The sequence below is a fragment of the Mesorhizobium sp. ArgA1 genome, assembly GCF_053714375.1.
This window is the reverse complement of the sequence record NZ_JBSKBQ010000011.1, coordinates 86,492-99,199: the sequence shown is the minus strand read 5'-3', so window position 1 is coordinate 99,199 and position 12,708 is coordinate 86,492. Positions and strand designations below refer to the sequence as shown.

Here is a 12,708-nt window from a genome sequence, read left to right as displayed (position 1 = left end):
TCCCGTCAGCCCTTCTTGTTCTGGCGGTTGGCGACCAGATCGTCGACCACCGCCGGATCGGCCAGCGTCGAAGTATCGCCGAGCGCGGAAAAATCGTCCTCGGCGATCTTGCGCAGGATGCGGCGCATGATCTTGCCGGAGCGAGTCTTCGGCAGGCTGGGGGCGAACTGCAGCTTGTCGGGCGAGGCGATGGCGCCAATCTCCTTGCGGACATGGGCGACAAGCTCCTTGCGCAGATCCTCGGTCGGCTCGACGCCTTTCATCAAGGTGACATAGCTGTAGATGCCCTGGCCCTTGATGTCGTGGGGATAACCGACGACGGCGGCCTCGGACACCTTCTCGTGGCTGACCAGTGCCGATTCGACTTCCGCCGTGCCCATGCGGTGGCCGGAGACGTTGATGACGTCGTCGACGCGGCCGGTGATCCAGTAGTAGCCGTCGGCGTCGCGGCGGCAGCCGTCACCGGTAAAGTATTTGCCCTTGTAGGTGGAAAAATAGGTCTGCACGAAACGGTCGTGGTCGCCATAGACGGTGCGCATCTGGCCGGGCCAGGAATCGGTGATGCAGAGATTGCCATCGGCCGCCCCTTCCAGCACCTTGCCTTCGCCGTCGACCAGCTGCGGCTTGACGCCGAAGAAGGGCCGCGTCGCCGAACCGGCCTTGAGATCAGTGGCGCCCGGCAGCGGCGTGATCAGGATGCCGCCGGTCTCGGTCTGCCACCAGGTGTCGACGATCGGCACCTTGCCGTTGCCGACGATGTTGAAATACCATTCCCAGGCTTCCGGGTTGATCGGCTCGCCGACCGACCCCAGCACGCGCAGCGATTTGCGCGATGTCTTCTTCACCGGGTCGTTGCCTGCGCCCATCAGCGCCCGCAGCGCGGTGGGCGCGGTGTAGAAGATGTTGACCTTGTGCTTGTCGATGACTTCCCAGAAGCGCGACTGCGTGGGGTAGTTCGGCACGCCTTCGAACATCAGCGTCGTCGCGCCGTTGGCGAGCGGGCCGTAGACGATGTAGCTGTGGCCGGTGACCCAGCCGACATCGGCGGTGCACCAGTAGATATCGCCGTCATGGTAGTCGAAGACATATTGGTGCGTCATCGAGGCATAGACGAGATAGCCGGCGGTGGTGTGCAGCACGCCCTTCGGCTTGCCGGTCGAGCCGGAGGTGTAGAGGATGAAGAGCGGATCCTCGGCCTTCATCTTCTCCGGCCTGCAGTCGCCGTTCACCGTGGCGATCTCGTCATGGTACCAGACGTCGCGCCCGTGGACCCAACCGGTCTTGCCGCCGGTGCGGCGCACGACCACCACTTTTTCGACCTTCGTGCCGGCCTTGGCCGCGATCTCGATCGCCTTGTCGGTGTTTTCCTTCAGCGGGATCGGCTTGCCGCCGCGCAGGCCCTCGTCAGCGGTGATGACGAAAGTCGACTTGCAGTCGTCGATGCGGCCGGCCAATGCGTCCGGCGAAAAGCCGCCGAAGACGATAGAATGGATGGCGCCGATTCGCGTGCAGGCCAGCATCGCATAGGCGGCTTCCGGGATCATCGGCATGTAGATGGTGACACGGTCGCCCTTCTTGACGCCGTGTTTCTTCATCACATTGGCCAGCCGGCAGACGTGCTCGTAAAGCTCGTTGTAGGTGACCTTCTTGTCGTCGTAGGGATTGTCGCCTTCCCAGATGATGGCGGTCTGGTTGCCGCGTTTCTTCAAATGGCGGTCGATGCAATTGTACGAGACGTTGGTCTCGCCGTCCTCGAACCATTTGATCAACACCTTGCCGTCGAAGGAGGTGTTCTTGACCTTGGTGAAGGGCTTGAACCAGTCGATGCGCTTGCCGTGCTTGCCCCAGAACTTGTCCGGGTTCTTCATGCTGTCGGCATACCATTTCAGGTAGGTGTCGTTGTCGATCAGCGCGTTCTTCTTCCACGCCGGCTGGACGCGGTGGACATGGACCTCGGACATGTAAAGCTTTCCTCCCGAACCGTTCCGACGGCTTGACGACCGGCGGCATCGCGGCGAAGCGGCCGCGAATTCGCGGGCATTATTAACAGTTCCGCCGTGACAGCAATATTAGACGTTGGATTCGCGCGGCGGGATGCCGCAGTTCGACTTTTCGCTTGTGTCAGCACTCGCGGGCGGTCGCTGCTAACTGCATGTTTTCGCGCGGAAAACCCGTTTGCGATCAGGAAAAATCAATAGACAGTTAAGGAACGGCGCGCACAATTCGGAGTTGGGAGGAATGGAGAATCAACCAAGGGGACGCCTAAGGGGGCTGCCATGCGCGATCATTCCGAAATGGACCTGATGCTTAGGGGGTATGGCCTGACCACGGCCAAGATTCTGTATCACTTTCCTGACCACCCGCATCTCCTGCAGAGCTTCATCTGGCAGGATTACGATCTGGCGCCGGAGTTTCCGGTGCTGATCAAATTCATCGAGTTCTGGAAGGCCAGGCTCGACGGGCCGCTGCATTCGATCAGCTACACCCACCAGAAGCTGATCGCGCCGAACGAGTGGCGGAAAGTGGATGGCGAGTTCGTGCTGCACTAGGACTGCGGCTTCGGAATCGTTAGGTAGGCGCTCTACGGCGCCCCCCTCTGTCCTGCCGGACATCTCCCCCACACGGGGGGAGATCGGCAGTTCCGCTGATAGCGCTATCTTTTTACGCTGGTGATTGGCGAAAGCCAAAGTGACGTCCAATCTCCCTCCTCGTGGGGGAGATGTCCGGCAGGACAGAGGGGGGCGCTGTCCCGCGAACCTTGGCCTCAGTAGTCCGATGCGATCACACCGCTGGCGGGTTCAGCCGGGCGAAACCTTCCTGGCGGCGATAGGGGAAGTAGGGGTAGGGCGCCGTAACTTCACTTGCGGCGTCGAGCTTCTTCACCTGCTCCGGCGTCAGCGCCCAACCGACGGCGCCAAGGTTCTGGCGCAGCTGTTCCTCGTTGCGGGCGCCGATGATGACGGAGGAAACGGTCGGGCGCTGCAGCAGCCAGTTGATGGCGATCTGCGGCACGGTCTTGCCGGTCTCTTGCCCCACTGCGTCGAGCGCATCCATGACCCGGTAGAGATGTTCGTCCGCGACCGGCGGGCCGAAATCAGCGGTGTCGTGCAGGCGGCTCTTTTCCGGCAGAGGCTCGCCGCGGCGGATCTTGCCGGTCAGGCGGCCCCAGCCGAGCGGGCTCCACACCAGCGCACCAACGCCCTGGTCGAGGCCGAGCGGCATCAGTTCCCACTCATAGTCCCGGCCGACCAGCGAGTAGTAGACCTGATGCGCGGCATAGCGCGGGTAGCCACGCTTGTCGGCCTCAGCCAGCGACTTCATCACTTGCCAGCCGGAGAAGTTGGAGACGCCGACATAGCGCAGCTTGCCGGCACGCACGAGATCGTCCAGCGTCGACAAGACTTCCTCGACCGGTGTCGAGGCATCGAAGGCGTGGAGTTGCAAAAGGTCGATGTAATCGGTGCCGAGGCGCTTCAATGCCGCGTCCACCGACTTGATCAGCCGCGAGCGCGACGAACCCCAGTCGGCCGGCCCATCGCCCATCGGCAGCGACGTTTTGGTCGAGATCAGAACGGCATCGCGGCGGCTCTTGATGGCTTCGCCCAGCACCTCTTCCGAAGCGCCGTTCGAATAGACATCGGCCGTGTCGAACAGATTGACGCCGGCTTCGAGGCATATGTCGATCAGCCGCCGCGCCTCCTTGGCGTCGCTGTTGCCCCAGGCGCCGAACAGCGGGCCGGAGCCGCCGAAAGTGCCGGCGCCGAAGGAGAGTGCGGGCACTTTCAGGCCCGATGCGCCAAGAGGTCTGTAATCCATGGTGTTGTCCTTCAATGGTGAAATCGGCAGCAACGCAGCCGCTCAGTTTTTGATCAACGGTTCTACAGCCTCGGCCATGGCCCGGTTGCCCTTGCCGCCGGGATGCAAATGGTCGCCGGAATCGAATTCAGGCAGCAGGCGCGTCGGATGCGAGGGATCGCGCAGCAGCAGGTCGAAGTCGACGACGGCATCGAAGGCGCCGCTGGTCCTGATCCAGTCGTTGAGCTTCTGGCGCAGCGCGTCCTTCTCCGGCGTGTAGTAGCTGTCGAGCGGCGTGCCGCTCAACGCGCCCTCGAAGGGCGTCAACGTACCGCCGATAATCTTCAGATTGTGTGCGTGGGCCTGGGCGGCGAGCTGCAGGTAGCCACTGGTCAGCGCCGCCAGGGAAGGCAAGGATTTCTTGGGCGCGAACGGCGTGCCGGGCCAGCTGATGTCGTTGATGCCGATGAGCACAACCACTGCCTTGGCGCCGGGCTGCGCCAGCACGTCACGGCCGAAGCGCGCCGATGCCTTCACTCCCATTGCGTCGTCGAGCAGCCTGGCTCCGGATATGCCTGCATTGAGCACTGCCACCTGGCTGGAGGCGAGGCGCTCGGCCAGCAAGTCAGGCCAGCGGTTGTCGGAATCAAGCGTGGCGCCGTTGCCGTCGGTGATCGAATCGCCAATGGCGATGATTGCGCCGTCATTGGCTGGCGCGTCGACCAGGATTTCGCTGAGCAGGATCCGCGCGTCGGTGGTTTGCGCCGTCGGCATTGTTTCCGAGGCTGTCTGGTCGCCGTCGCCGATATAGGCTGTCTGCTTGCCGTCCCAATGGAAGGTCTTGAGCGGCGTTGCCTGCGGCAGGTAGACCGACACCGAAAGTCGGCTCAAGGCATCGAGGCGCAGGTCCACCGGGTCGCTGATCAGAGATGTACCCGGCGCGATTGTGGCCTGGGCCTGTCCGCCGAAGGTCAGCGCGCGATCGGTGCCGGCGACGATTTTCGACCCCTCGCCGGCGACTGCCACACGGGCCTCGCCGATCGGGACCGGCGTGGCGGCATACTCGTTCGACAAGACGACACGGAATTTCTCGCCACCAAGGCTGATCCGGACCGTCTGGCGAACGGTCTGGTTCTTAAGCTGCGGCGGTATCTTCACCGGCAACGCGAAATCGGCGCCCCATGTCGACTGCGGACTGGCCAGCCAGGTGCCAACCCAAGCCTGCTTTTCGCCGGCTATCGCCGGATCGAACATCAACGACGCCGCCAAGGCGAGCGGAACGAGCTTCAAACGCCTGACCGCCGCATAGGCAACAATGGCATAGCGAACCGGATCTCTGCTGTTGGTCACAACGGTCTCTCCTGTTGGGTTCGTGTCCTGGCTTTTGTCGGAGGCAGCGACGTTTCGCAGTCGCGGTCACTCCGCGGCGGCGGAGCAGACGGCGACCGGCGCCAATTGCCCGCCGTTTCTGTCGAGACGCAGCGCCAAGGCGGCGACGCCGAGGGCGGCGACCGGTAGCAAGGCGGCGATCCAGGTCAGCGAGCCGAGGCCGAGGCCATGGGCGATCACCGCGCCGCCGAGCCAGGCACCGGCGGCATTGCCGAGGTTGAAAGCGGCGATGTTGAAGGATGAGGCGAGGCTCTGGCCGGCACCTTGCGCCTTCTCCAGCACCCACATCTGCAGCGGCGCCACCGTGGCAAAGGCAGCAGCGCCGAGCAGGCCGACATAGATCACGGCCAGGACCTGGCTGTGGACGGCGAAGGTCATGGTGGCGAGCACCAGCGCCAGCACGATGAGGCTGCCCAGCACGGCCGGCACCAGCCAGCGGTCGGCAACCTTGCCGCCGAGCAGATTGCCGGCGATGAGACCGCCACCGAAAACGAGCAGGATCGGCGATACGGCAGCCTCCCTGAAGCCGCTGATCTCGGTCAGCAGCGGGGCGATGTAGGTGAAGACGGCGAAGACGCCGGCATAGCCGAGCACGGTGGTGGCGAGGCCGAGCAGCACCGGCGTGCGGCGCAGAACAGCTAGATCGGCGCGCAAATTGGTCTTTTCGGGCTCCTCCTGGCTGCGCGGCACCAGAAGGAGAATGACGGCAAAGGCCGCGAGGCCGACCAGGGTCACGGCCCAGAAGGTGGCGCGCCAGCCGAAGGCCTGGCCGAGCCAGGTGCCGAAGGGCACGCCGAGAATGTTGGCGACGGTCAGCCCGGTGAACATCAGCGCAATCGCCGAGGCCTTCTTGTTGGGCGCGACCAGACCGGTTGCGACCACCGAGCCGACGCCGAAGAAGGTGCCGTGGGCAAAGGCGGTGATGATGCGGGCGCCCATCAGCGTCCAGTAGTCCGGGGCCAGCGCGCAGGCGAGATTGCCGAGCGTGAAGATGGCCATCAGCGCCAAGAGCACGGTCTTGCGCGGCCATTTGCCGGTGGCGATGGTCAAAAGCGGCGCGCCGATGACGACGCCGAGCGCATAGCCGGAAATGAGCTGGCCGGCGGCGGAGATCGAGACGCCGAGATCTTTGCTGACATCGATCAGCAGGCCCATGATGACGAATTCGGTGACACCAATGCCGAAGGCACCGGCGGCGAGGGCGTAAAGAGCGAGAGGCATGGCGGTTCCACTTCGAAGGCGATAGGCGGGCCCTGTCCAAAGCCGCGTCCCGACCCGAGAGATCGTGTTGCCATGCCTTGTGAACCAGACTTGCCTTAGGCATATTTCCTGTGAAATAGATTCACAGATGGCCAGACCCGACATCAATCGCTCCGGCGAGATCGAAGTGTTTGTCCGCGTCGTCGAGGCGGGCAGCTTCTCGGCCGCGGCGCGGGCGCTGCGCATGACGCCGTCGGCGGTGAGCAAGCTGATCGCGCGGTTGGAGGCCAGGCTCGGCGCGCGGCTGGTCACCCGCTCGACGCGCAAGTTGCTGCTGACGCCGGAAGGAACGGCTTTCTACGACAACGGGGTGCGCATCCTGGCCGACATGGCGGCAGCAGAGCGCGAGGCCGCAGTTGGCGCCGCGCCGCGCGGACGGCTGCGGGTCAACAGCTATGTGCCGTTTGGGGTGCACCGGCTGATCCCGCTGCTGCCGCGCTTTCTCGAACGCTACCCCGAGATTTCAGTCGATCTGGTGCTGACCGACAGCGTCATCGACCTGATGCAGGAGCGTGCCGACGTCGCCATCCGCGCCGGGCCGCTCGGCGAATCACGGCTGGTGGCGCGCAAGCTCGGGCAAAGCCGGATGGCGGTCGTTGCCGCGCCGTCCTACCTCACCGTTCATGGGACGCCGCAGACACCGGCCGATCTCGACAAGCACAATCGCATGGCTTTCGGCTTTGTCCGGCATGTCGATGGTTGGCAGTTTGTCGACGCAGCCGGCACCGACATCATGGTTCCCATCACGGGAAACACGGCGGTCGGCGATGGCGAGTCGATGCGGCTGATGGCGGTTGGCGGCGCCGGCATCGCCAGGCTGGCGCGCTGGCATGTGGCCGATGACATTGCGGCAGGCCGGCTGGTGGCGCTGCTCGAGGATTTCAATCCAGGCGACAAAGAACTTACCCACGCCGTCTATGTCGGCCAGGGCAGGCACCTTCCGGCCCGGGTGCGGGCCTTTCTCGACTTTCTGGTTGAGAGCGTTCGGATGGCTTGAACGATTTTGGGGAGCCCATCTGGCTCCCCAAGCATTCAACTGACGGACTACTACTTCTTCGGCGTGAACGGCGCCGGGCGGCGGCCGGCGCCTTGGCGCTCCAGCATCCAGCCGGGATATTCGGCCGGCAGGGCGCTGACTTCATCCAGCCTGGCGAGATCGTCGGCGTCGAGCTTTACATAGGCGGCTGCAAGGTTCTGCTCCAGCTGCTCCATGCGGCTGGCGCCGATGATGACGCTCATGACGAACGGTTTTGCCAGCACATAGCCGAGCGCCACCGTGGCGACGCTGACATCGTGTTTCCTGGCGATGTCGCGCATCACGGCGACAGCCGCCCAGGCGCGGTCCTCATTGACCGGCGGGAAGTTGAAGGCGGCGCGGCGGCCTTCGCCATTGCCGGGCGCGCCGGGGCCGTATTTGCCGGACAGCAGGCCGCCGGCCATCGGCGACCACACCATCAGCCCGAGCTTTTCCTCGTTGATCAGCGGTACGATCTCGCGTTCGAGGTCGCGGCCGGCGATCGAATAATAGGATTGGATGGTCTCGAAGCGGGAAAAGCCCTTGCGCTCGGCAATGCCCAGCGCCTTGGCGATGCGCCAGGCCTGCCAGTTGGAAACGCCGACATAACGCACCTTGCCGCTGGCGACGAGATCGTCGAGCGCCCGCAGCGTCTCGTCGATCGGCGTCACCGTGTCGGTGCCGTGCAACTGGTAGAGGTCGATGTGGTCGAGCTGCAGCCGCTCCAGGCTGCCGTCGACCGCATCCATGATATGGCCGCGCGAGGAACCGCGCTCATTCGGCCCCTGGCCCATGATGCCATGCACCTTGGTGGCGATGACGACGTCCGAGCGCCTGACGCCGAGATCCCTCAGCGACTGGCCGAGCAGGCGTTCGGACTGGCCGAACGAATAGACGTCGGCGGTGTCGAAGAAATTGACGCCGGCGGCGATGGAACGGGCAACGATGTCGTTGACTCCCTTCTGGTCAAGGCTGGCGATCAGGCCCCATTGGGCATTCTCGCCGGCGGCGCCGAAGGTCATGGTGCCAAGGCAGAGTTCGGAGACGAACATCCCCGTATTTCCGAGTTGATTGTAGCGCATGGGTAGCGGCTCCAGCAGATTGGTGGTGACGCTGATCAAATAGGAACGGCACGTTTCGTTTCCAGTCGTGGTGCAACGAACTGGTGGCGCTGGTCCAAGTGTTGGGTGGTTATCTGCTGCCGAAAATTGCCGATCCGACCCGGACGCTGGTGGCGCCGAAGGCGATGGCGGTCTCGTAGTCGCCGGACATGCCCATCGACAGTTTGGCCACGCCGGCCTCGCGAGCGAGCTTTTCCAGCAGGGCGAAATGCGGGCCGGGGTTCTCGTCCGCCGGCGGGATGCACATCAGGCCTTCGATGGCGAGGCCATGGACATCCCGGCAGCGGGCAACGAAAGCGACAGCGTCGCGTGGCTCGATGCCGGCCTTTTGCGGCTCCGAGCCGGTGTTGACCTGGACATAGAGCTTTGGCGCGCGGCCTTGCCTGGCAATCTCCCTGGCGAGTTCGGCGGCGATCTTCTCGCGGTCGACGGTCTCGATGACGTCGGCCAGCGCAACCGCTTCCTTGGCTTTGTTCGATTGCAGCGGGCCGATCAGGTGTAGTTCTATGTCGGGGAATTCTGCTTTCAGCGCGGGCCATTTGGCCTGCGCTTCCTGCACCCGGTTCTCGCCGAAGACGCGCTGGCCGGCCTCGATGACCGGGCGGACGGCGTCGGCCTCGAAAGTCTTCGACACCGCAACCAGCGTCACCGAGCCGGCGTCGCGGCCGGCCTCGCGCTCGGCAGCGGCGATCCTCGTCTTGACGGCGAAAAACTGTTCGACGGCGCTGGCCATGCCTATATCCTGCCTGTCTTTCTAGCGCTGGCCGGCTCGCCGCAGTTGACGGGTCCGGCAATCCATGGTGAACACCGCGACGACATTTACCTCGGCCACCGGGCGTTGTCCGGCGGTCTGCGCCTGCTTTTAAGTGAAAATCATCCGATGGCAACCGAACGATACAATCCGCGCGCGTCCGAGCCCAAATGGCAGAAAGCCTGGGCCGAGAAGAAGCTGTTCGAAGCGCACAACAACGACCCGAAGCCGAAATACTACGTGCTGGAGATGTTCCCCTATCCGTCGGGGAAGATCCATATCGGCCACACCCGCAACTACACGATGGGCGACGTGGTGGCACGCTACAAGCGGGCCAAGGGCTTCAACGTGCTGCATCCGATGGGCTGGGATGCCTTCGGCATGCCGGCCGAAAACGCGGCCATGCAGAACAAGGTCCATCCCAAGGAATGGACCTACGCCAACATCGCCGCCATGCGCGAGCAGCTCAAGATGATGGGCCTGTCGCTGGACTGGGCGCGCGAATTCGCCACCTGCGACGTCGACTATTACCACCGCCAGCAGATGCTGTTCCTCGATTTTGTCGAGAAGGGGCTGGTGACGCGCAAATCCTCCAAGGTCAACTGGGACCCGGAGGACATGACGGTGCTCGCCAACGAGCAAGTCATCGACGGCCGCGGCTGGCGCTCCGGCGCGCTGGTCGAACAGCGCGAGCTGACGCAGTGGTTCTTCAAGATCACCGACTTTGCGCAGGATCTGCTGGACTCGTTGAATGGCCTCGGCGAATGGCCGGAAAAGGTCAAGCTGATGCAGCAGAACTGGATCGGCCGCTCGGAAGGGCTGCTGATCCGTTGGCCGCTGGCAGCGCCGGTTGGCGATGCGCACGAGCTGGAAGTCTATACGACCCGGCCCGATACTATTTTCGGCGCCTCGTTCATGGCGGTCGCCGCCGATCATCCGCTGGCGAAGAAAGCCGCCGAGACCAATGTCGAGCTGGCCAAGTTCATCGACGAGGTGCGCCATATGGGCACGTCGGTGGCCGCACTTGAGACGGCCGAGAAGAAGGGCTTCGACACCGGCATCCGCGTCGTCCATCCGTTCGATGAGACTTGGACGCTGCCGGTCTATGTCGCCAATTTCGTGCTGATGGAATACGGCACCGGCGCCATTTTCGGCTGCCCGTCGGGCGACCAGCGCGACCTCGACTTCGCCAACAAATACGGCCTGCCGGTCATTCCGGTGGTGATGCCGGAAGATGCCGACGCAAAGACCTTCCAGATCACGGAAGAGGCCTATATCGACGACGGCGTGATGATCAATTCGCGCTTCCTCGACGGCATGAAGCCGGACCAGGCGTTCGACGAGGTCGCGAAGCTGCTGGAACAGAAAAGCATCGGCGGTCGGCCGATGGCCGAGCGCAAGGTGAACTTCCGCCTGCGCGACTGGGGCATTTCGCGGCAACGTTATTGGGGTTGCCCTATCCCGATGATCCATTGCGAGGATTGCGGCGTGGTGCCGGTGCCGAAGGCCGACCTGCCGGTCAAGCTGCCCGATGACATCGAGTTCGACCGTCCCGGCAATCCGCTCGACCGCCACCCGACCTGGCGGCATGTGAACTGCCCGCAATGCGGCAAGGATGCGCGCCGCGAGACCGACACGATGGACACGTTCGTCGATTCGTCCTGGTATTTCGCCCGCTTCACCGCGCCCTGGGCCAATGAGCCGACCGAGCCCAAGGCTGCCGATGACTGGCTGGCGGTCGACCAGTATATTGGCGGCATCGAGCATGCGATCCTGCACCTGCTCTATTCGCGTTTCTTCACCCGCGCCATGCGCGAGACGGGGCATCTCGACCTCGCCGAGCCGTTCAAGGGCCTGTTCACGCAAGGCATGGTGGTGCACGAGACCTACCGTGTCGGCGGCGCATCGACCAATGGACGCTGGCTGTCGCCAGCTGAGGTCAGGATCGAGGATGCCGGCGGCAAGCGCCGTGCCATCGAGATCGCCACCGGCGAAGAGGCAGCGATCGGCTCGCTCGAAAAAATGTCGAAGTCGAAGAAGAACACGGTCAGCCCGGAAGACATCACCGACGGCTACGGCGCCGACACCGCACGCTGGTTCATGCTGTCGGATTCGCCGCCCGAGCGCGATGTCGAATGGACCGACGATGGCGCCGCCGGCGCGCATCGTTTCATCCAGCGCGTCTGGCGCCTGGTGTCGATCGCCGCCGAGACCCTCGACGGCGTCAAGCCGCAGGCCGCGAAGGAGGGCGAGGCCGGGGCTGTTTCCAAGGCCGCGCACAAGATCCTGAAGGCCATCGGCGAGGACATCGAGAAGCTTGGCTTCAACCGCGCCATCGCCCGCATCTACGAGCTGGCCAACGCCTTGACCACGCCGCTCAACGACGTTGCCGAGGGCAAGGCCGATGCGGCGCTCAAGGGCGCCTGCCGCGAGGCCGTGGAGATCCTGGTGCATGTGGTGGCGCCGGTCATGCCACATCTGGCGGAGGAGTGCTGGCATACGCTGGGCGGCGTCGATCTGGTCGCCGAACGACCGTGGCCGGTCTACGATCCGGCACTGGTGGTCGACAACGAGATCGTGCTGCCGGTCCAGGTCAATGGCAAGAAGCGTGGGGATTTGACAATTGCCCGCGACGCGGACCAAGGTGCGGTCGAAAAAGCGGTGCTGGCCCTCGACTTCGTGCAAAAAGCGCTGGAAGGTAAGGCGCCCCGCAAGGTGATCATCGTGCCGCAGAGGATCGTCAATGTCGTTGCCTGATCTTGAAAAGACGACGCATTTGCTGCGCCGTGCCGCGCTGTACGGCATGGTCGCCTCGATGGCGCTTGTCTCGGCCTGCACCGTGCGTCCGCTCTATTCGAGCGCGCCGCTGACGGCAGGCTCCACGGTCAGCGCTTCGGCCGAACTGGCTTCGATCGCGGTCAAGCCGGTCAAGACCCGCTACGCCCAGCAGGTCCGCAACAATCTGATCTTTGCTTTTGGACAGGGCGCCGGCGAGCCGCCAGCGCCGGTCTACATGCTCGATATCGGCGTCACCGAACTGGTCGAATCGGCGGCGCAAGTGCAAATTCAGAGAGACGAGGACGAGCCCACCGCAGGCACGGTGACGCTGACCGCAAACTATGTGCTGACCGATGCCCAGACCGGCGCGGTCATCGCCACCGGCAAACGCTCGATCCCGTCATCCTTCGACAAACCGACACAGGAGTTCGCCTCCTACCGGGCGCAGCTCGACGCCGAGAACCGTGCCGCGCGCGAACTGGCTGAAATCGTGAGCCTGTCGGTCGCCCAGGACTTGGTCAAGCACGGCAAGAAGGCCTGAGCGCTTCAGCACATTTCTGATTGCAATAAAAAAGGCCGGTCTCCCGGCCTTTTTTATT

The 12,708-nt window shown here is 63.9% G+C and carries 10 protein-coding genes; 4 read left to right on the top strand and 6 right to left on the bottom strand.

What is annotated here, in order from left to right; all coding sequences use genetic code 11:
- Positions 1-5 precede the first annotated feature (5 nt).
- Positions 6-1,961 (bottom strand): acetate--CoA ligase, encoded by a 1,956-nt coding sequence (gene acs / locus ACWGTI_RS22215; RefSeq protein WP_454589090.1) that lies wholly within the window; start codon positions 1,959-1,961, stop codon positions 6-8.
- Positions 1,962-2,276: 315 nt separating this feature from the next.
- Between acs and ACWGTI_RS22210 the strand changes: the two genes are divergently transcribed.
- Positions 2,277-2,549 (top strand): usg protein, encoded by a 273-nt coding sequence (locus ACWGTI_RS22210; RefSeq protein ID WP_454589089.1) that lies wholly within the window; start codon positions 2,277-2,279, stop codon positions 2,547-2,549.
- Positions 2,550-2,781: 232 nt separating this feature from the next.
- Here the strand turns inward: ACWGTI_RS22210 and ACWGTI_RS22205 are convergent, their stop codons facing one another.
- The 3 genes from ACWGTI_RS22205 to ACWGTI_RS22195 all read right to left on the bottom strand — a co-directional run bounded on the left by ACWGTI_RS22205 (position 2,782) and on the right by ACWGTI_RS22195 (position 6,405).
- Positions 2,782-3,816, bottom strand: coding sequence for an aldo/keto reductase (locus ACWGTI_RS22205; RefSeq protein ID WP_454589088.1), 1,035 nt, complete (start codon positions 3,814-3,816; stop codon positions 2,782-2,784).
- A 42-nt stretch (positions 3,817-3,858) separates the two neighbouring features.
- On the bottom strand, positions 3,859-5,145 hold the full coding sequence (locus tag ACWGTI_RS22200) for an SGNH/GDSL hydrolase family protein (protein WP_454589087.1): 1,287 nt from the start codon (positions 5,143-5,145) through the stop codon (positions 3,859-3,861).
- A gap of 66 nt (positions 5,146-5,211) precedes the next feature.
- Positions 5,212-6,405 (bottom strand): MFS transporter, encoded by a 1,194-nt coding sequence (locus ACWGTI_RS22195; protein WP_454589086.1) that lies wholly within the window; start codon positions 6,403-6,405, stop codon positions 5,212-5,214.
- A 127-nt stretch (positions 6,406-6,532) separates the two neighbouring features.
- Here ACWGTI_RS22195 and ACWGTI_RS22190 point away from each other — a divergent pair, with 127 nt between their 5' ends.
- The gene (locus ACWGTI_RS22190; protein ID WP_454589085.1) at positions 6,533-7,441 is read left to right on the top strand and encodes a LysR family transcriptional regulator; all 909 of its coding nucleotides are present in this window, start codon (positions 6,533-6,535) and stop codon (positions 7,439-7,441) included.
- 50 nt (positions 7,442-7,491) lie between these two features.
- On the opposite strand, the gene ACWGTI_RS22185 is transcribed toward ACWGTI_RS22190, so the two are convergent.
- Together ACWGTI_RS22185 and ACWGTI_RS22180 are read right to left on the bottom strand one after the other, a co-directional pair.
- Complete coding sequence (locus tag ACWGTI_RS22185; protein ID WP_454589084.1) at positions 7,492-8,541, bottom strand: aldo/keto reductase; 1,050 nt, start codon at positions 8,539-8,541, stop codon at positions 7,492-7,494.
- 109 nt (positions 8,542-8,650) lie between these two features.
- Positions 8,651-9,313, bottom strand: coding sequence for a YggS family pyridoxal phosphate-dependent enzyme (locus ACWGTI_RS22180; protein WP_454589083.1), 663 nt, complete (start codon positions 9,311-9,313; stop codon positions 8,651-8,653).
- Positions 9,314-9,460: 147 nt separating this feature from the next.
- On the opposite strand from ACWGTI_RS22180, the gene leuS reads away from it, so the two are divergent.
- Positions 9,461-12,088: a leucine--tRNA ligase gene (leuS, locus tag ACWGTI_RS22175; protein ID WP_454589082.1), complete on the top strand. Its 2,628-nt coding sequence runs from the start codon at positions 9,461-9,463 to the stop codon at positions 12,086-12,088.
- Positions 12,075-12,650, top strand: a complete 576-nt coding sequence (gene lptE / locus ACWGTI_RS22170) for an LPS assembly lipoprotein LptE (RefSeq protein ID WP_454589081.1) — start codon at positions 12,075-12,077, stop codon at positions 12,648-12,650. The genes leuS and lptE overlap by 14 nt, the downstream gene beginning before the upstream one ends.
- Positions 12,651-12,708 lie beyond the last annotated feature (58 nt).

What these genes read in the sequence shown, in the direction of transcription:
- acs (WP_454589090.1), bottom strand. Translation starts at nt 1,961, where the DNA reads ATGTCCGAGGTCCATGTCCACCGCGTCCAGCCGGCGTGGAAGAAGAAC.
- ACWGTI_RS22210 (WP_454589089.1), top strand. Translation starts at nt 2,277, where the DNA reads ATGCGCGATCATTCCGAAATGGACCTGATGCTTAGGGGGTATGGCCTG.
- ACWGTI_RS22205 (WP_454589088.1), bottom strand. Translation starts at nt 3,816, where the DNA reads ATGGATTACAGACCTCTTGGCGCATCGGGCCTGAAAGTGCCCGCACTC.
- ACWGTI_RS22195 (WP_454589086.1), bottom strand. Translation starts at nt 6,405, where the DNA reads ATGCCTCTCGCTCTTTACGCCCTCGCCGCCGGTGCCTTCGGCATTGGT.
- ACWGTI_RS22190 (WP_454589085.1), top strand. Translation starts at nt 6,533, where the DNA reads ATGGCCAGACCCGACATCAATCGCTCCGGCGAGATCGAAGTGTTTGTC.
- ACWGTI_RS22185 (WP_454589084.1), bottom strand. Translation starts at nt 8,541, where the DNA reads ATGCGCTACAATCAACTCGGAAATACGGGGATGTTCGTCTCCGAACTC.
- ACWGTI_RS22180 (WP_454589083.1), bottom strand. Translation starts at nt 9,313, where the DNA reads ATGGCCAGCGCCGTCGAACAGTTTTTCGCCGTCAAGACGAGGATCGCC.
- leuS (WP_454589082.1), top strand. Translation starts at nt 9,461, where the DNA reads ATGGCAACCGAACGATACAATCCGCGCGCGTCCGAGCCCAAATGGCAG.
- lptE (WP_454589081.1), top strand. Translation starts at nt 12,075, where the DNA reads ATGTCGTTGCCTGATCTTGAAAAGACGACGCATTTGCTGCGCCGTGCC.